The sequence below is a fragment of the Methanosarcina barkeri str. Wiesmoor genome (genome assembly GCF_000969985.1).
In the GTDB taxonomy this organism is placed as follows: Archaea; Halobacteriota; Methanosarcinia; order Methanosarcinales; family Methanosarcinaceae; genus Methanosarcina; species Methanosarcina barkeri_B.
In genome coordinates, this window is the sequence record NZ_CP009526.1 from 2,325,071 (window position 1) to 2,344,988 (window position 19,918).

The following is a 19,918-nucleotide window of genomic DNA, read 5'->3' on the forward strand; positions in this document are numbered from 1 at the left end:
TTTATTTGGCTTGTCAGATATTATCTTCTATTTGGCTTTTGAGTAATCTGAGCCACAAAATACTTAGAGTCCCCATAAAGAATACAATTAGCAAGTCATCACCCTGCAGCAGTGAGAACCGGAACATACTTCTTAAAGCCGGGACATGCAGAACCAGAAGTAAACCTGAAAGCGCTCCCTACCAGCTGTTGTATCCTGAAATGATTTCATAGCTGAAATGATTTCATAGATTCAGAATCATTTGAAAGTTCAATATGCGATACAGTAGCAAGTTGCGCAAAAAATTAAATGCTGAGTATATTTAAGCTCCATTTTTGTAATGTAGAATAGTCTATAAGATGAAACAAATTCGAAGTTGAAATAAAACAGCGGGTTATCTGCATATGATATATAACTGCAAGCAAGGAAATTAAAAAAGCGAAATAATTTTGGGATAAAACATGACTGAAACCAGATCAATGGGGCTCTACGCTGTAACTTCAATAGGTGTCGGGGGCATGATTGGAGCCGGGATATTTTCTATTTTCGGGACAGCTGTTAAGATTTACAGGAAATGCAGTATATATCTCTTTCATTATTGCAGAGGTGGTAGCACTTTTAAATGCTTATTCCTACGCAAAACTTGGGGTAAGGTATCAATCTGCTGGAGGTCCTGTAGAATTTATTCTAAAGGGGTTCGGAGACGGAGTTTTAAGTGGAGGGCTTAACCTTTTACTCTGGGTAAGCTACGTCTTCGCACTTGCCCTTTATTCAAAAGGTTTCTCTTTTTATGCAGTAACCTTCCTGCCTCCAGGTTCAGCGCAGGTATGAGAAAAGATCTTTGCAAATACAATTATCCTGATTTTTACAGCAGTTAATTTTATAGGAGCTAAAGCCCGTAGGAAAATCTGAACTATTTATATTTTCGATAAAGTTTTTTGTATATTACTAGTTTTTGCGACTGCAGGTATTGCTTACATGAATACTGGAAATCTCTCGGCTTCTACATGGCCAGACTCTAGAAGTATTCTCTTTGGGCGGGAGTTGTGTTTCTTGCATACCAGGAGTTTGGACTGATAACCAATACTGTGGAAGACATCAAAAATCCAGAAACCAATCTTCCAAGAGCAATTTATCTGAGTATTATACTTGTCGTTATTATCTATGTATCAGTTAGCCTTGCAGTAATCGGAAACCTCTCAACCTTTGAGATGAAAAGTCAAAAGACTATGCTCTTGCAGCTGCAGCACAGCCTTTTCTAGGAGCTATAGGTTTCAAGGTTATGGCTCTCGCTGCTCTAATTTCAACTTCTTCTGCGATAAATGCTTCTCTTTACAGGGGAGCAAACATAAGTTATCTGCTTGCAAAAGAAGGACGTTTACCCTTATTTTTTGAGAGAAAAATCTGGAAAAGAGGAACTGAAGGACTTTTTATTACATCCGGTCTTGTGATACTCCTGGCTAACTTCCTTTCTCTGGACGGAATAGGTATGCTTGCAAGTGCCTCTCTGCTTATAATTTATATAACTGTAAATACCTCTCATCTGCGCCTCTTAAAAGAAACTGGAGCGAAACGCTGGATAATTCGGGCTTCACTTTTAAGCAGCTTAATTTTCTTTGAAGTGTTGGTTTATTACGAATTTGTGAGTTCGAAACTAACTCTGGAACTGCTTTTAATCACACTTATCTTCTGCTTCTCTGTTGAATGGATCTACAGAAAATTCTCAGGTCGGTCAATAACAGAAAGGGCAGAGTAAATTTCCGGATCAACGATGCTCTAAAATTTTCTATTTTTTTTCGGGGGCTTTCAAGCTTTAATGGTAATATTGAGCTGGTTTGAAGGAAGTGAGATGAGTGCCTTCGTTTCCGAATATGCTTCATGGTTTGCCTCTGGACTACTGGTTTTTATCAGAGCCAGGACAATTTATAGGAAAGGACAATTTATAGGAAAGGACAATTTATTAGGAAAAGACGATTTATAGGACTCTTCATGGAAGCAAACAGAGATAAATGTACTCATTGAGGTACTCTGTGCTTTTTGTGCTTGTAGTTGCAACAAGTATAGATGCCCTTGTTGTAAGAATAAGTTTTGCGTTTCTAAAATCATTCCATTCTTGAGCCTGCAATCATTATAGGTTCTGTAACTTTTTTTATGTCTTTATACGGAGCATATCCTGGATGAAAAATGGATCACTTTTTCGAGCATGAAGCAAAACTTATTGGTGGTGTGATACTTATCGGGTTTGGAATCAGCTTATTGCTCTAGAACAGTTTACATAAATGCATTTAGTTTTGTCCGAAAAGTACAAAAATTGCGGTGCAGGGTAATGCTCTATAATGAAAGGATGATAAGAAACATAAGTGGTTTTTTTGTTGTGATAAGTTCACTAACAAAAAACGAAAGTCTACTATAGCGAAAAAAATCATCTGCTGGCAAACATTTTAATTGAATTCTTTTTTATATAACTATTAATATAGTAAAAATAGAGAGTGGAAAACCAGGCTAGAAGGTAGCAACTACCTGATTTTAGGGAGGTGAGCCTACCAAAAGAGGTTCATACGAGACTAAAGAGTATATAACCAACAGGGTGTCGGTTATCTTGCAAATAAAAAAACTTTGTCAGGGATACTGAAGGAAAACAGGCAGAAGGTTATTTTCTCGATCTTCTTCGAATCACGGTGGGTCCGCTTGAAGAGAATTTTCGTAAAGACCACATTATGAAACAGACTACAATGGAACAGACGGCATTATGAAACTTAGGCAATATAAACTGGTTCCTTCAATGATAAAGCTGTGGCTGCTCAGATGAGTTTTTGTTAGATAAGGAGTTAAGAGTTCTATGCTGTCTTAAAAATTACTACATGATTTTTTTAAATGAGTATTAAGTTCTAACGTGGAGATGGGGGTATTATTTGGCTGACAGGGAAAAGATAACTGCAAAACTAAAAGTTGCAGAAGCTGATCAAAGAGATGTAGGAAAAGGAATCGTCCGGGTCGACGATAGTTTCAGGGAAAAGCTGGGCCTCAAGCCATTTGACGTTGTGGAAATAAGAGGGGGAAAATCGACTTCAGCGCTGTTAGGACGCCCATATCCCAGCGATTCGGGTCTGGATATTATCCGTATGGACGGGCTTATCCGTACCAATGCAAAAACCAGCATAGGGGAATACGTGGATATTCGCAAAGCCGACTGGAAAGAGGCAAGGAGTGTAACTCTCGCGCCTGTAGCTAAAGGCATGCAGATCTATGCTCCAAGTGAAACTCTTAAAGCCATATTCATGAACCGTACGGTTTCTAAGGGAGATTTTATTTCCACCACAAGTTTGAGGCGGTCACGGGAAAGAGAGACTTTAGGGAAAGGAATTATGTTCGAAGATTTCTTTCAGGATTTTTTTGGTCCAGGTATGGGGCAGTCATTTGGGTTGGGAGAAATAAAGTTACAGGTGGTATCTACTTCCCCTTCCGGGATAGTAAAGATTACAGACATGACAGAGGTTGAGCTCTTACCTGAAGCTGCAGAAATAACTCCTGAACAGAATGTTCCCACTGTCATGTATGAGGATCTGGGTGGGGTTAAAGAGGCTATCACCAAAATAAGAGAAATGATAGAGCTACCTTTGAAGCATCCTGAACTTTTTGACAGGCTGGGAATCGACGCTCCAAAAGGAGTACTGCTTTATGGACCGCCTGGAACAGGCAAGACAATGCTTGCAAAAGCAGTTGCAAACGAGACCGATGCTTACTTTATCTCAGTCAATGGTCCGGAAATTATGTCCAAGTATTATGGAGAGTCAGAAAAAGGGATCAGAGACGTCTTCGAAGACGCAGAGAAAAACGCTCCTGCAATCATTTTCCTTGATGAAATCGATTCCATTGCACCTAAGAGAGCTGAAGTGACTGGAGAAGTCGAAAGGAGAGTTGTAGCTCAACTCCTTTCCCTGATGGACGGGCTTAAGGCTCGCAAGAATGTGATTGTGATAGGGTCAACCAACCGTCCTGAAGCAATTGATATGGCACTTCGTCGCCCTGGTCGATTTGACAGAGAAATTGAGTTAAGGGTTCCGGACACTGAAGGAAGGCTTGAGATTTTCCAGATTCACACAAGAGGTATGCCACTTGCCGAAAACGTAAATCTCATGGACTTCGCTCAGATAACTTATGGGTTTGTGGGAGCTGACATTGCTGCGCTTTGCCGGGAAGCTGCAATGAGTTCTTTGAGGCGGATTCTCCCGAAGATTAACCTCAATGAACCTGAAATTCCAAGTGAGATCCTTGACACACTTCGGGTCACAAGGGAAGATTTTGAAAATGCCCTTAAAGACGTCCAGCCGTCTGCTATAAGAGAAATCCTTATCGAGATTCCGAATGTGAGCTGGGAAGATGTAGGCGGCCTGGAGGGAGTAAAACAACTTTTGAAGGAAGCTGTGGAATGGCCCCTTAAAAGTCCGGAATCGTACAGGGATATAGGAGTTGAGGCTCCCAAAGGAGTGCTTCTATATGGTCCACCGGGAACTGGAAAGACTCTCCTTGCAAAAGCCATCGCCCATGAGTCCGAAGCTAACTTCATCACAGCAAAAGGAAGTGATCTGCTTTCCAAGTGGTACGGAGAGTCCGAAAAAAGGATTGCCGAGGTTTTTTCACGGGCAAGGCAGGTTGCTCCATCTATTATTTTCCTGGATGAACTCGACTCTCTTGCGCCTATTCGCGGGGCTGCCATAGGTGAGCCACAGGTTACTGCCAGGATCCTGAATCAGCTTCTTTCCGAGATGGATGGACTTGAGGAACTTAGAGCTGTAGTGGTAATAGGCGCAACCAACCGTCCTGATATTATAGATCCAGCTCTTCTAAGGCCTGGACGTTTTGACGAGTTAATTCTCGTTCCTGTTCCGGATGCGGGAGCTCGCAAGGAAATTTTTAGGGTCCATACCGCAAAAATGTCGCTTGCAGAGGATGTTGATATTGACAAACTCGTTTCCATGACTGATCAGTATACGGGTGCTGACATTGCGGCTGTGTGCAAAAAGGCAGGAAGAGACGCACTTCGCGAAGACCTTCATGCTAAAGAGGTAAAGCAGAAACATTTCCTTCAAGCGATTGCTGAAACCGGGCCTTCGGTTACTCCTGATACCATGAAATATTACCAGGCTGTACAGAGTGGCCTGAGAAAAAGACAGTCAAAAGAAATAGAGACTCCATTTTATACCTGAGTGAGAGACAGGAAGTTTGATCTTCTTTTTTACTTTTTCCTGTTTTCCTTTATTTTCTCTACTCTTTTATTGGTATTCTTATTTTCCATATGCAGCCGTTGTGATTTATATGAAGAAGCGTAAAACCCCTAAGTCTTTAGCTTAGGGGATATAAGCGTCAACTTCACCCCCTGATTTCGTATATAATATTCTACCGTCTCTTTACTAACATTTCCGATTGTAGACGCAAAATATCCATCACTCCATAACATATTTTCACCCCAATAATACTTTTCCAGATATTCTTTTTGTGTTTTCCATAACCCGTTCGTAGATTCTTGTTTCAATTTTCTGACAATAGATAAAACACTAACTTTTGGTTCACTCTTAATCAATAAATGAATATGGTCTTTGTCAGTTTCCATTTCAAGGATTTCAAAGTTAGACTCTTTTGAAATGTCAATCATAATCTGTTTGAGTTCTTCGCTAATTGGTTCAAGTATGACTTTTCGGTATTTGCAAACGAAAATAATGTGTTACATTAACAAAAATTTGCTATGATTCCGTGTTTCATTCTTTATATTTACCAAAAAGTACATATATTGTTAAACCATTTAATACCTTGTATGATGAAAGCGTTCAAATTTAGACTCTATCCTACAGCTACACAAGCTGTTCAGTTAAATCAGCATATAGGTAGCTGTAGGTTTGTCTACAATTGGGCACTTGATCAGAAAATTAAAACTTATGAACAGACAGGAAAATCAATTTCCAGATTTGACTTAAACAAAAAGCTTCCTGTCTTGAAAGCTTCTAATGAATGGTTAGGAGAAGTCAATTCTCAATCATTGCAGGGAATGACTAAGCAGGTTGAGTCTGCCTTCACTCGATTTTTCCGAGAGAAGAACGGCTTTCCTAAGTTTAAATCTAAGAAAAACCCAATTCAATCTTTTCCTGTACCTCAACACTACTCCGTAGACTTTGAAAAAAACACTATCAAGCTCCCTAAAATAGAACCAATTAAAGCAGTTTTTCACAGGAAGTTTGAGGGCGAGCTTAAAACAGCTACTGTTTCAAGGACATGTAAAGGACATTACTACATTAGTATCCTTGTTGAAGATGGGAACGAACTTCCTACAAAACAGAAGTATTCAGAATCTACTACAGTGGGTCTAGATGTTGGGATTAAGGATTTTGCTATACTTTCCACAAGAGAAAAGATTGAGAACCCTAACTACCTGAAAAACTCTTTGAACAGGTTAAAGGTTCTTCAAAAAAGAGTATCAAGGAAACAGAAAGGTTCTAAGAACAGGGTAAAAGCCAAACATAGGGTTGCTGTACTCCATGACAAAATAACTAATCAGAGGAACGACTTCCAGAACAAACTCTCTTTTAAACTCATAAGCGAAAACCAAGCAATAGCTCTGGAAACTCTGAATGTTAAAGGAATGGTTAAGAATCATCATTTGGCACAGGCTATAAGTGATTCCGCATGGAGCAGGTTTGTAACAAAACTAGAGTATAAAGCTGAATGGTACGGAAAAACCATCCTGAGAATTGGGCAATTTGAACCATCTTCTAAAGTATGTCATGTTTGTGGATATCATAATTCAGATTTGACATTAAAAGATAGAGAATGGACTTGCCCAGACTGTAAAACAAAACATGATAGAGATATAAATGCCGCTATCAATATCAAGAAATTTGCTCTCATAGATCAAAATCTAATTGGATTATAACACCTGCGGAACGCGGGGAAGAGCTTGGGGACTTGCCCTCAATAGAGGGAGGAATGAACCAAGAAGACACTCAGTCTTTAGATGAGTGGTAGTTCACATTACGAAATATTATACCTACAGGTTTTTACTCTCAGGATCTAAGCATCATTTAACTCTTGTTTTTTTATGTAATGCTAATTTGCTTAATAGGTGATCTTTATATTTTACCCAAATTTTCAGCACAAACAAAGATACTGAGTTCCAAAAATGATAAGCATCCTTCAGTAAATATTTTGGTTGAATTATTTTTATATAATTATTGATATACTGCTTAATGGAGGTGGGCAACCAGGGGAAAATGATAGCTACCTAGGGGAAAATAATAGCTACTTGAATCTGTTGAAGGTTAACCTATTAAGAGATTCAGCAAGGAAGATCTTCTTAGGTTTGCTGATAAACAGACAGAGAGTGATATTCTAAGCTTCAAGGTGCATACCTGAAATAGAAATGAAGGTCTATATGGTTGAACACATGGAAGTATTGCTATAAGTTTAGTAAGAAAAGTATTCGTGAAACACTTTCTCAAGGAAGTCTACTAACTGAATAGTTTTTTAGAAAAAAGCTTGATCAAAAAATAACTTTAAGAAAGAGCTTATCCCAAAACCAGCTTTATACTCAAAATTGATAGAAGTTTCAGAACAATTCCCTTTGATCAAACCGTGATCAAAAACTCATTGATTATTCTGAATTCAAGATTCGGAGAAGCAGTTTTGAGTTATTGGATAGGCTCAATTATAAAGGAAACCAGACTTGGAGTAAAGGGGGAAAAGTTATGGAAATCGTTCCTATGGATATTCAGCATGTATTACAAAATGTAAAATTTCCTGCAAATAAGAATGACATAATTCAACAAGCAAGAAGTAGTGGTTCAATAGCGGATCCGCTACTGGAGAACCTGGGCATGCTTCCAGATAAGGAATACGCCAACGCTAATGAAGTCGTCAAGGAACTTGAAAGAATTTAAATTTATCTTAAATCAAATAATCGTCAAATGGGGGACAAATCTTAAAAGTAGATTCTGCTGAATGTCAAAATTTAGGTTGTACTCTCCTTCAAGATGGGTAGCTTTATAGTGTATTTTGAAATAGAAAGTTTCACCATTTAAAATCTATAAGCTTTCTTTAAAGTTTTTTGCATGGTTGAATACATTATAGAAAGTATCACAGTTTCCTATTTGACGTAAAATTCAGGAGTCTCATAAGTCTCATAAGTCTCATAAGTTTCCTGAATTTTTCAGAAACAGATCCTCTAGTAAACAATCCTCATCTGTGCAATACTTATTAGCATGAAAGTATGTGAGGAAATCTTCCTCACGTACTCTCTTCATCCTTTTTTCTCGTAATTTTCTGAAAACTGCCTTGGTTGTTCAAGCATGTGTTTTTGAAATATCTCATAGTTTTCGACTTTTTGCCTTCATTGAAAATTTTCAGTATCCATATCCTGAAGCTTCGGTTGAGGTAACAACTGCAGATTTTCGAATAATTCTCCAAAAACGATAGCAAGAAAAATGTTATTTTTTTGAAGACATCTGCGGAAAGTCAGGCCCAAGATAATGATATGATCAATAGTCAAAAAAGGTAAGACAAAAAGTACTTTCATTTAATTTGTGCCTGTTATTCGAAGAATTAGATCAATAGTCAAAAAAGGTAAGATAAAAAGTACTTTCATTTATTTGTGCCTGTTATTCGAAGAATTTCATGTACGTTTAACATGAAAGTATGGAATCAAAGTTGCGCTGGCGCACCCAGAAGCAAGTTAGCGGGGTATGTCCGCGCCACCTCTCCAAATTCCGTTAAAGGAACTAATAACCCTAAATAATTTAGTTTGAGCAGAAGTTAATAACAAAAAATAGAATTGAGAAATTCTATTGTCATCAACGGTTGTCGGAGAAGTTTTCCATTCCCGCAGCAAGCTAGCGAGGTATTCGAATGAAATAAATCAGGAGCTAGCTGAGTTTTTTATCTTACCAGACAGCGTTGTTTTTCAGAGTTGCTAGAATGTTTGTGAACTCGTTACTGAACCTGCAATTCCCAAAGTCCGGAGAACTCAGAATGTTCTTCTTTATTTCCTGCAGTCCGATCAGGAGATTTATATCATCGCTGTATTCAAATCCTCCATCTGATGCCGTGATGTTTTCGGCAAGGACGTCAAGAAGCTTTGGGTCAAGGTCATTCGTTATGTATGTGTCCAGGATCAGAAGGTCCGAAATTCTCTTGTAGAAATCGATGAGCTCCTGGTAGCCAGGTATCGCGTAGGCTTTTGCCATCTGTTTTTGCCTGTTCAGGTAGATCAGGTAACGGGAAATTGTGCTTATTATGTTCTCGATACCCTCTTTTTTAGGGAACGCGATTGGGAACCTTTTCATCATCTGTGAATTAAGTTTGCCTCTGCTCTGTACCCCTTTGCGGTTCCAGACCTCAGGAAAAGCCCTTGCTATCGAAGAGTTGAGTACAGCCGTAACATAGAGATAGAGTGTGGGATCTCCAAGCACGACTCCGACACCGTTTGCAAAAACATTCTTTCCAGTAGGATCATATGAAGCTTGCAGGCGAGAGTTATTGGTAATGATAATTTTAGGGGTGTTTATATACCGCAGGAAACTTTCGTTCTCGAAGCGGTAATCAGCCAAAATGAGTTCCTGTGTTTCGGTCTCAGATTGCTGTTTGATTTCCATTGACTGCTGTTTGATTTCCATTAGCTGTTTATAAGCTACAGGAAACTTTGCTTTTAGTTCCTCGGGCTGGAATATTCTGTATTCTTTCCTTATGTTATTGTCAAGGATTTCATAAGGCACCATAAACTGGTACTGAGTTGACTGAACCGTAAATTCATTCGAAACGGAATCGTCTACATAAGGGTACATAAGTTCTTTTTCCATACCTGCCTGTTCTATACCCACATTTATGTGGGAGTCTCTGCAGACGCAGGATGCATCTGTGCAGTTTTCGCTTGAAAGGCCAGCTTTTTGTAAAAAATCGTTTGTGTGGGGTACACCTTCAAAAACTTCTATTGAAATGTCTTCTAGGGTTCTAGGGATTTTGCTCAGCCTTTCTATAATATAGTCCTTACTCCAGAACATATATTTCACTTCTTTTTTATATATAGAGGGAATTCTGGGTAAACTGGTTTCTTTGTTGGGGGTTGGGTTCTCAAAAATTCGTCTTTGATTTTGAGGTACCTGATTGTTAACTCCTCAGAATCTCTATACTAAACTTTGAATATACCTTTTAATATAATAATTTATCCATAATAACGGTTAACAAATGAAACCGAACTTTTTAAGTTAACAGAAAAAAGTGAAAACTAAAGCCATCGAGTGAAATCAGTCCTTTCAGAAAAAAGCAGGTTTTTTAGAATAAAGGAAATAATTCAAGGTTTACAAACCTGAAAAGACCTTCAATGCCTTTCTTGCATTATCCAGCATATTATGGTTGTTATTGAAATAAATGTAGGTCTTCTCAGGCCCGAATTCATGTATTTTCCTGATAGTTTCGCTAATTTCCGCCTGAGAATAATCGTAACTGTACCAGTCTTCTCTTCCGTGCATTCTCATATACACGTTTTTTCCGGGGAAAATGCGGTTTTTGTAGTCCGGCGAGTCTACGGACACAAGGGTCACTTTCTTCATCAGCTCTTCACACGCCTCATCATTTCCCAGCAGGGCTTTATTCCTTATCTCCAGGGCAAACCGTTTCCCAAGTTTTACGGCTTCTACAAACCTGAGTGCCCTTTCGACATCGTCAAACTTTGGAGGCACCTGGAATAAGTAAAAATCAATGAGATGGTCCATGGGTCGGAAAAGCTCAAGGAAATTTCCCAGAGTTTCCAGGGAACTTTCACTGAGTTGTCGCCAGTGGGTTATAGACCTGTGCACCTTTATGCTCCATCGGAGTCCAGTCCCCTTACTGTTCCAGCCTTCAATCTGCTCAGGTGAGGGAAACCTGTAATAACTGGCATTAAGTTCAACACTGTTCAGCCCGGAGTTCTGGATAAACCAATCAAGGTTCTTCTTTTTGTTCCAATCATAATACCAACCGCTAGTGCCTACAAATGCCTCCATAAAATCCCCTTTTATAGATCGGTCTGATAGCAGATCTATTTTTGGTTTATTCTACTTATAAGCAAAAGAAACAGTAAGCGAAAAACTTTGTAAGCAAAAAACTTGGTCTGGATTAGGGACCATTTAAGCGAAAAAGCTGAAATCGGCCTGCAGGTACTTAAGCGAAAAAAGGATGTCAGATTACATAGGTACTTGAATACAATTTTAACTATAATACCATTTTTACCATTTTACCATTTTTATCATTTTTACAGAGCCATCAGGTAATTAAGCAAGTTCTTATCGGGTTATTAAAACAGGGTCTTCAGGTAAATAAAACAGGTTATTGTCAGGTAACATGAAACATGTTATTCTCAGATAACATAAAACATGTTCAACACACCATGGCATGTGCAGGTAGTAGCAACGAAAAAAGCCCTGCCCTCAAGGTTTTCAAACCTCTTCTCATTTCTGTTTTCTGTAATAGATCTTAAAAACTCAAGGATCTCCAGCAGGTTCTGCTTGAATTCGTTTCCTTTAAGCCCTCCTATGCCGGGCTTCATCTGGTAGCTTTCAAAGACCCAGCCTGGAAGATGCTGAAGAAGTTTTCGTGCATATTCCGTAATAGTTTCTGGCTTTTTCCGTCCAAAGGTGGGACAGCGGTCTCTTGGGCCGGGACAGCCATCAGGACAGATTTCTCCCTCCCGGGCATAAGAAAGAAACAGCATGCCATATTCAGGGTAACGTCCTGCGATTACATCATCAGGAAAGGAAGCTGTAAGCTTTTCGAAAAAAGACATGAGCCTTTCGTTTTCAGGCCGGATAAAGAGCTCGGTTACAGGGCTATCTTCCATCTGGTTTTTTTCCAGAATCTCTTTAGTATTCTCTTCTTTCTCGGGCTTCAGAGGAAGTTTTAGAAGACTGGAAAGCAGATATGCAACCGCGTGGCAGGGAACAGCAGGGATAATGTATTCAGGGATGCCGAGACTTAGAAGAAAAGGAATGTTGTCAAGCTCCATTTTATAAAAATAGGCTTCTGCCTCATTGTTTTCTACCTTGTTTTCTTCATCTTTCCTTTCGTTTTCTGCTCTTTCGTTTTCTCCTGCTGCGCTGGAGGATTTGAGTGATTCATCCTGAAATGATTCTGAAGCTTTGTTTTTAAGAAGATTTACCAGCTCGTCTTCAGTTTTAATGATGTTTGACTTCCTGGAAGCAGGCACATTTTCATCTTTATCGATAACGAGCACGAAAGGATGTCTGTATTTCCGAGCGTAATCAAGGAAATCAGTGCCGATTTTTCCTCCTCCGAGGACGAGATAATAATTTTTGATTACGTGAATTTTCTCAAGTTGATCTATTTTTTCGTCAACCTGAGACACTTTATATTCTATGCTTTCCATAAGACACCAACCAGATAAGTTAAGACGGCAGTAAGCTGTGAGTTTTTCTTATTTTTCGTGCGTAAAAATGAATCTTGGTTACAGATGCATAGGCACAATTACAGTATAATTAGTATAATTACAGATATTATAAATATTACAGATATTACAGATATTACAGATATTACAGATATTACAGATATTATAAATATTACAGATCTAATCGTTCAAGGTATCTGGTCGGGTCAATCAGGTTTTCAGGCATTTCTTCGGCAAACCAGTTGCCTCCAAGATAATTTTTGTGAGTGGTGATGGGTTCACTCCTCCAGACTTCAAAATGGAGCATACTTGGATTTTTGTTTTTCAGCTTCTGGATGTAAAGCGGGCAGAAATTATCGATTTTTTCGGGGTTCAGAACCATTCCAACATGCCCTATCAAGTTTCCTGCCTCTATTTTGTCTCCTTTTCTTACGGTAAAATCTGCAAGTTCCCCGTATTTGCAGAACAGTCCGCTGCTCTGTTCAATAATCACGTAATAAGTCGGGTTCCAGTAAGGCAATATTTCAGGCGAAGTCATCAGACCGGTATCTGCGACAATTCCTCCTTCGATCGAAACTACCTCCGTATTTTCAGGGGCATACAGATCAACCCCACAGTGATATCGGTCGCCTCTGTTTTCCCAGAAGGAGCCGGGTTCTCCTTTTTGCGGAACATGAATCTGTTTGAAGTTTGTGTTCTCAATGTCTACTTTTTCCAGCGCTGTATTTTCTTGAACCTTTATGTTTAGAGGCCAGATTCTCATGAAGTCTCAGTGTACATGAAAAGTATAAAAGCCTTTTTTACTTCGATATTGGCGCTTCTGCGAGTGAAAAATACAGGTTTGCATTCCGCTACAGTTTGGCCACAGTGAAATCAGAAGACATTGAGGCTGAACCCTGGAAAAGACCGATTGACCTGGGTGAAACAAAGGTAGTTTATTCTAATGAATTTGTTTTGGAGTAAATTGCATGACATTGGCAGAAATACTTAAAGCATATCACAACGACAATCTGGAATATTTAATATTCAGAATAACATTTTTGTGATATAAAGATGCATTTTTAGTTTTTGTAGTTTGGTACTTTTGTCATTCCTTAACTTGCACACGAAACTATTTCCATTATAAATCATATGACCTTCAAGCTTAAAGTTAGAGTTTCAAAATTACAAGACAAATTAAAATTTGGCAATCAAAGACTCTGTTCCAAAATCTAGTGATTTCTGCATTTCTTGATTGAAAATCTGAATTCGCAAGAATAATCCGGTTTTCATCAAAATCAATATTTGACATCTAAAGACTTCAACCCCGAAGTTGTATCTCAAGAATTATAACCAATTCCAAAATCTAGTGATGTCTAGTGATTTTTTATTTTATGTTCATCACTGGATTTTGATACTGAGTCCAATCAACAGATAAATTATATATTTCCAAGCTTGTATTGCATTAGTAGATATTTTTTATTGTTTTTCAAGTTTGGCGATATTACAAATTTTGAGATAGCATTTAAATTTAATAAACTAGATATTTTTTAGATTAACGAAGATACTCTAGCTTGCGAGCAGTCGTAACAATATAGTAAAGTTAGGCATCTCGCCATCAAATAGAAGAGCCTGAAGAGGGATTATGACAAAAGACCTAGAGTTATTTCCGGCAACAAACCCGAATCCTGTACTTAGTGTGGCAACTGATTGCACTGTTCTTTACTCAAATAAAGCTGGTGAACCCCTATTATATGAGTGGGGTGTGGCAGTAGGAGGAAAACTGCCGTCCTATGTAAGAAGTATCGTGAAGAAAGTAATTTCCCTAAATATACCTGAAAAAATAAAAGTTGAAACGGAAAAAATAGAATATCTTGTCGGGTTTTACCCTGTGCCTGAAGAAAAATGCGTAAACATTTATGGATTCGATATAAGTGACTGCGATATAAGTAACTGGAGAGAATTTGAAGAAAAACTTCCGGAAAGTGAAGCTGGTGAGGTGGCAAACCTTGAGCTAGCTGATATTATTGATGTGCCAGCAATCCAGTCTCTCATGGATGATTTCTATAGGCTTGTTCACATTCCCATGGGCCTGATCGATCTCAAAGGCAATGTTCTTGCAGGCGTCGCCTGGCAGGATATCTGCACAAAATTCCATAGAATTCACCCCGAAACCTGCAAAAACTGCATAGAAAGCGACATAAAGCTATCCGTAGGCGTTTCCCCTGGAGAGTTTAAGCTTTACAGGTGCAAAAACAACATGTGGGATGTAGCGACCCCAGTCATGGTAGGCGGTAAGCACGTTGCCAATATTTTTTCAGGACAGTTCTTTTTTGAAGACGAACCTGTGGACTATGAGCTTTTCCGATTTCAGGCCAGAAAATACGGTTTCAACGAGGAGGAATACATAGTAGCATTTGAAAAAGTTCCACGGTTAAGTAAGGAAGCTGTAAACACAAAAATGGCTTTCTTCGTGAAACTTGCCAACATACTCTCACAATTAAGCTACAGTAACTTCAAGTTTTCCCAGTCACTTGCAGAAAGCGAGATCCTGGTGAATAAGCTAGAGAAAAACAGGGAAGATCTCGATCGTGCTCAAACAGTGGGAAATATCGGAAGTTGGAGTCTGGATGTGCATAAAAACGAACTAACCTGGTCTGATGAAAATCACCGTATCTTTGGTATCCAAAAAGGCATCCCTTTAACCTATGAAACTTTTCTTTCAAAAGTTCATCCAGATGATCGAGAATATGTTGATAGGAAATGGAAGGCAGGGTTAAAGGGCGAACCATACGACATCGAACATCGAATTTTTGTAGACGGTCAGATCAAATGGGTGCGTGAAAAAGCATATATTGAATTTGACAAAGACGGGATGGTAACCGGCGGCTTTGGTATAACACAGGATATAACCGAGCGCAAAAAATCAGAAGAAGCCCTTAAAAGAGTACATGATAGTTTAGAAGCAAAAGTTAAAGAACGTACATCAGAGCTTGAAAAAGCTTACGAATCACTGATGGAGGAAGAGAGAAGACTCTCTGAAGCCCAAAAAATAGCTCATGTTGGAAATTGGGACTGGGATCTTAAAACCGATGAAGTTTACTGGTCTCATGAGATGTGCCGTATCTTTGGGTGTGCCCCCCAAAAGTTATTTCATACACACAGTGAGCTTTTAAACTTTATACATCCCGAGGATCGAAGCTATGTGGACAATGTCGTTAAAAGTACTTTAAATGGAGGGTCCTTTAGCATTGATCACAGGATTATCTCAGCTCAAGGCGAAGAGCGTATAGTCCACGCACAGGGTGAAGTTGTTTTTGATGAGAAAAAAAGTCCAATTCGATTGAGAGGAACAATTCAGGACATTACAGATCACGAGAAAGCAGAGGAGAAGATCAGGATATTAGCGGATGCTGTGGAATCATCAAATGATGCTATTGTAACAGAGTCTTTCGATGGTACTATTATCAGCTGGAATAAAACGGCAGAGCAGATTTACGGTTATTCCGCCGAAGAAATTCTGGGCAAAAATGTCTCAATACTGGAACCGGATAATCTTAAAGGAGAAATAAAAAAGATAATCGAAAAGGTTAAACATGGAGAAAAAGTCCATCATTACAGAACTTTACGGCTAAAAAAGGATGGTACAACAACAAATGTTTCAATAACTTATTCTCCAGTTTTTGATGCTTTTGGAGAGCTGAAGGCTATCTCAGCTATTGCAAGAGATATTACTGAGCAAATAAATACGGAAAAAATACTGGCAAAAGCCGAAGAAGCCAGAAAAAAAGAAATCCATCACCGAATTAAGAATAATCTGCAAGTGATCTCTTCTCTTCTTGACCTGCAGGCTGAAAAGTTCAGAAGCAGGGAATGTACTGAGAATGAGGAGGTTCTTAATGCTTTCAGAGAAAGTCAAGACAGAGTAATGTCAATTGCCCTTATCCACAAAGAGCTCCACGAAGGCAAAGTAACCGATACATTAAACATCTCGGCATACCTTGAAAGGCTTGTTGAAAATCTTTTCCAGACTTATAGAGTTGGAAATGTCAATACGAGCCTGAAACTCGAAGTGGAAGAAAACATTTTCTTTGATATGGATGTCGCTGTTCCACTGGGAATAATCATTAACGAACTTGTTTCAAATTCTCTGAAGTACGCATTTTTAGGTAAAGACAATGGAAGAATTCAAATCAAACTTCACAGGGAAGACTCGACAGAACACGTAAAAAAAGAGCAGGGACGCACCGAAGAAAATTATAATGGCACTGATTTTACTTTAATAGTCTCGGATAACGGGATAGGTATTTCTGAGAAGTTTAATTTAGAAGACTCCAATTCTCTTGGCTTACAGTTAGTGGAAGTCCTGGTAGACCAGTTAGGGGGCGAAATTGAACTAAAAAGAAGTTCCGGAACTGAATTTGTTATAAGGTTTAAAGTACCAGCGCAAAATTGAAAAAAATAGTAAAATCGAATTCTCATACAATGATCAGTTGACGAGAATTCATATACTGTTTGTTCGCTATGCTATGTACATAAACATCAGAGGCAAGTGATATATAATTAACTTGAATTAAATTTCAATCGTGTAGATATAGCAGTTGATATCGAATTTTTTAATGAGATTGATTATTTTAACCTTAAATGATCAAAACAGTTAATTACCAGCCGAGTATAATAGTCCCAGAGAAAAAACATTTTGTAGATAGACAGCTCCGGATTTTTGTAGAGTCAATAGTTGAACAGCAATATCATCAACACTACAAAGTTGTATACCGGCAAATATAATCGATATGTCTAGGAACCCAGGCTCTGCAACGAGAAAACATTTGAAGAGCAGGCTTGTAGTCAGGCTGTGGATAACTGCAAATGCTGCCAGAGAAAAACAGGAACAATTGCAGACAAAAAAATTCCAGCAATCCCTTTATTTTATTTAAAGAGCTTTATTTAAAGAGCTTATATCTCCACACTAATATGAAAAGTTTATTTATATGTCCACAAGATAGTAGATTTTCTTCAACAGTTATAACAATTGCCTTTATGAAAACAGATTATGGTCTTTATGAAAACAGATTGTACCACCGCATTCGGTACATGTCCATCTATTTTTTCATTTATTAGAAATTCCAGTTGGAAACTAAAAATGAGGAGTTTTTTGAGGGTTTTTGTTTGAGATAACCATAATGGAGTGTACAAAACAAGGACTGTATAAGAACTGTAAAAAGAAAAGTTGTAAGTTAACTTTTAACCAAGTCAACTTATTACTTTTCATATTATCTGATAATAAGGGTCTTATGAACCCACAGCTTCCCATTATAACCAGTGCACTTGATAGTCATGCAACTAATATAATAACCAGTCTTTGAAAACTTGTGTACCGGATTTTTTAATGATGAAGTAATTGTTGTCCCTTGCTTATAGGTTCCATCTCCAAAGTCCCATCTGATATATGTCTCTTTACCTTTTGACAGGTCCTTGAATTGTACTATTCGCGGATCAGTACTCGAAGCGGCTACTGCCGTATAATCAATGTAATTACCTCCACCAGTTAGACGTTGTGTTGCTGGGGGAGTTCCTGCACCAAGGGGAGTTTTGTACGTATAAACTGATGCAGAGGCTGCTGTAGACAATAAAGTCAACATCATTAATACGGTGAAAACAGATATCGTTATAAACTTTCCATTATTTTTCATATCATTTTTCTCCTGTTTTTTCCATATTTTGATCCGGGCATTTCCGTAATCAAAAACAACAGAATAAATTTACTCAAAAATCACAGGGTAAATTAAAATATAAGTATACTTATTTCCAGGAAAGCAAATAAAAAGCTAAATGAGAGTTTAAAGCTTGATAAAGCTTTATTTTTGTTCATAATACATGATAACAATATAAATTCATTTATTAATATTTTCAGTTTTTGCAATCAAAAAAATAAGGATCATGAGACGTTTGTACAATACAAGCTTACGAAAGTTCTTTATTGTTACAGGAGTGCCGGTAGCTAAATGCCCTGTCCTTTACAGGTTGCCCGACAATTCAATTTCAGAGCAAAAATATGTAGAAAATAAGGTATCTAACGCCTTTAAAATCCAAAAATAAAGAAGTTATACTACTAATAGTAATTGTCGGACAGCCTCTTTAAGCCAAGGTGGACGCGCCCAATTTGATATTCAGTAAGAGTCGACGACATATCTACAATTTACTAGAACTCCAAAGTACTATGAATTTCCGCAGATGTCTTCAAAAAAATAGCATTTTTCCCATTCTTGTTTTTGGAAAAATTATTCAAAAATTTGCAGTCATTATCTCAACCGATGCTTAGAAAAACAACTGCTAATACTGCGATTATCAAATGGGTTCATAAAACTTGACTTTTGAATTGGTCCGCAAATCGCGGATTTTTCTGGGAAATAAGTAATCGATTTTAGAATCGAAACACTAGAAGTATTCAATGTAGGCAAAAGGCCGAAAATTATGGAAAATTTCTAAAATATACTTTTGAATAACCAGAGTATCTTTCAGAAAAAACAGTAGCAAAAAAGATTGTGAAAAACAGTAGCAAGAAAGATTGTGAAAATTAGAAGGATATTTGTGGAGAGCCGTATTTATCGTAAGTATAGCTAAATTTTAAAAATATTTGCCAGCAGATCAGAATCTTGAAAGTATTTTCATCCTTTGATTTCACATCCTTCTTATCCTCTGGTTTTACAGTCCATCTCTCGGTTTTGTTGCAATTGCAAATAGTGTAACATTCCCAAAACCAGCAACTTCTGAAACTTGTGCTTTCCTGAGTTCTTCAGTAATCTCCTGCCTGATCTTCTCCCTTATACCGGAAGGAATATCCTTCAACAGGCCTTCAGGGCTGTCTCTCTCTTCCAGATGCTTCAAGAACTCTTCTGGAGAACCATACTTCCAGGGAATAGACCGTGGCTCGATTGATATACTGTCAAAGCTTGCATACGACAGGAGATCCCGGAGTTCTGTTGCAGTAACCTTTTTCATATGTCTATGTAATTCCTTATTCCTTTCAATGTGATATTTTGCAAGAATAGGATCGGCAAGTGTCTTCGTGGTGCTAGAGCTGTCCCTATCAAGTGTGGTCATCCCCACCCTGCCTCCGGGCCTGAGAACCCGGTATATCTCACAGAGAGCCGTTTTCTTGTCGTCAACCCAGTGAAAGGAGGAACAGAAATATGCATGATCGATTGAATTGTCAGGCACGAAACTGAGGTCCTCAGCCTGCCCTACAAAAAAACGGATGTTGCTGGTGGAATCTCTGTTAAATTTTTTCCGTGCAAGTTCAATACGATAGGATGAAGGATCAATACCCATGAACTGGCCAGCCGGCCCTATAATGCCCAGAACATTCACAGCCTGCTGCCCTGTCCCGCAGCCGACGTCAAGCACTGAATCCCCTTTTTTTATTCCCATCATTTCTACCAGTGCTCTGCCTTTCTGGAACTGGTGATCGCAATTCCGGTCATACCTTTCGGCACCTTCCTGGGACTCCCAGTCAATTTCACTCATTTTTATTCACCT

The 19,918-nt window shown here is 38.5% G+C and carries 14 protein-coding genes and 1 pseudogene; 8 read left to right on the forward strand and 7 right to left on the reverse strand.

Features of this window, described 5'->3' with window-relative positions; all coding sequences use genetic code 11:
* The first annotated feature begins 501 nt into the window (after nt 1-501).
* From MSBRW_RS23420 to MSBRW_RS09815, 5 genes and pseudogenes are all read left to right on the forward strand, one after another.
* Nucleotides 502-810: an APC family permease gene (locus MSBRW_RS23420; RefSeq protein WP_052305908.1), complete on the forward strand. Its 309-nt coding sequence runs from the start codon at nt 502-504 to the stop codon at nt 808-810.
* A gap of 215 nt (nt 811-1,025) precedes the next feature.
* Nucleotides 1,026-1,241, forward strand: a complete 216-nt coding sequence (locus tag MSBRW_RS23425) for an amino acid permease (RefSeq protein WP_052305907.1) — start codon at nt 1,026-1,028, stop codon at nt 1,239-1,241.
* A gap of 20 nt (nt 1,242-1,261) precedes the next feature.
* A complete protein-coding gene (locus tag MSBRW_RS23430) occupies nt 1,262-1,735 on the forward strand; it encodes an APC family permease (protein WP_052305906.1) in 474 nt (157 codons plus the stop codon).
* A gap of 45 nt (nt 1,736-1,780) precedes the next feature.
* A pseudogene (locus MSBRW_RS23435) lies at nt 1,781-1,960 on the forward strand (manganese efflux pump); the annotation flags it as partial.
* Between the two features lie 931 nt (nt 1,961-2,891).
* Nucleotides 2,892-5,186 carry a CDC48 family AAA ATPase gene (locus MSBRW_RS09815; protein ID WP_011307825.1) on the forward strand — a complete coding sequence of 765 codons (2,295 nt, stop codon included), beginning with the start codon at nt 2,892-2,894 and terminating at the stop codon, nt 5,184-5,186.
* 128 nt (nt 5,187-5,314) lie between these two features.
* Here the strand turns inward: MSBRW_RS09815 and tnpA are convergent, their stop codons facing one another.
* Nucleotides 5,315-5,698, reverse strand: a complete 384-nt coding sequence (tnpA, locus tag MSBRW_RS09820) for an IS200/IS605 family transposase (RefSeq protein ID WP_230670109.1) — start codon at nt 5,696-5,698, stop codon at nt 5,315-5,317.
* A gap of 93 nt (nt 5,699-5,791) precedes the next feature.
* Here tnpA and tnpB point away from each other — a divergent pair, with 93 nt between their 5' ends.
* Both tnpB and MSBRW_RS09830 read left to right on the forward strand, forming a co-directional pair.
* Nucleotides 5,792-6,904: an IS200/IS605 family element RNA-guided endonuclease TnpB gene (gene tnpB / locus MSBRW_RS09825; RefSeq protein ID WP_048103411.1), complete on the forward strand. Its 1,113-nt coding sequence runs from the start codon at nt 5,792-5,794 to the stop codon at nt 6,902-6,904.
* An 811-nt stretch (nt 6,905-7,715) separates the two neighbouring features.
* Nucleotides 7,716-7,907 carry a DUF2795 domain-containing protein gene (locus MSBRW_RS09830; protein WP_048103410.1) on the forward strand — a complete coding sequence of 64 codons (192 nt, stop codon included), beginning with the start codon at nt 7,716-7,718 and terminating at the stop codon, nt 7,905-7,907.
* A 999-nt stretch (nt 7,908-8,906) separates the two neighbouring features.
* Here the strand turns inward: MSBRW_RS09830 and MSBRW_RS09840 are convergent.
* The 4 genes from MSBRW_RS09840 to MSBRW_RS09855 all read right to left on the reverse strand — a co-directional run bounded on the left by MSBRW_RS09840 (nt 8,907) and on the right by MSBRW_RS09855 (nt 13,163).
* On the reverse strand, nt 8,907-10,022 hold the full coding sequence (locus MSBRW_RS09840) for a hypothetical protein (protein ID WP_011307821.1): 1,116 nt from the start codon (nt 10,020-10,022) through the stop codon (nt 8,907-8,909).
* Nucleotides 10,023-10,319: 297 nt separating this feature from the next.
* Entirely contained in the window at nt 10,320-11,003 is a 684-nt protein-coding gene (locus MSBRW_RS09845) for a DUF72 domain-containing protein (RefSeq protein WP_011307820.1), read from the reverse strand.
* A gap of 353 nt (nt 11,004-11,356) precedes the next feature.
* On the reverse strand, nt 11,357-12,382 hold the full coding sequence (locus MSBRW_RS09850) for a hypothetical protein (protein ID WP_011307819.1): 1,026 nt from the start codon (nt 12,380-12,382) through the stop codon (nt 11,357-11,359).
* 190 nt (nt 12,383-12,572) lie between these two features.
* Nucleotides 12,573-13,163 (reverse strand): M23 family metallopeptidase, encoded by a 591-nt coding sequence (locus MSBRW_RS09855; protein ID WP_011307818.1) that lies wholly within the window; start codon nt 13,161-13,163, stop codon nt 12,573-12,575.
* Nucleotides 13,164-14,024: 861 nt separating this feature from the next.
* Between MSBRW_RS09855 and MSBRW_RS09860 the strand changes: the two genes are divergently transcribed.
* Nucleotides 14,025-16,835 (forward strand): PocR ligand-binding domain-containing protein, encoded by a 2,811-nt coding sequence (locus MSBRW_RS09860; protein WP_011307817.1) that lies wholly within the window; start codon nt 14,025-14,027, stop codon nt 16,833-16,835.
* 817 nt (nt 16,836-17,652) lie between these two features.
* Here MSBRW_RS09860 and MSBRW_RS09865 read toward each other — a convergent pair.
* Together MSBRW_RS09865 and MSBRW_RS09870 are read right to left on the reverse strand one after the other, a co-directional pair.
* Entirely contained in the window at nt 17,653-18,009 is a 357-nt protein-coding gene (locus MSBRW_RS09865; protein ID WP_230670075.1) for a PKD domain-containing protein, read from the reverse strand.
* A 1,075-nt stretch (nt 18,010-19,084) separates the two neighbouring features.
* Nucleotides 19,085-19,906, reverse strand: a complete 822-nt coding sequence (locus MSBRW_RS09870) for a class I SAM-dependent methyltransferase (RefSeq protein WP_011307815.1) — start codon at nt 19,904-19,906, stop codon at nt 19,085-19,087.
* Between the last annotated feature and the right edge of the window lie 12 nt (nt 19,907-19,918).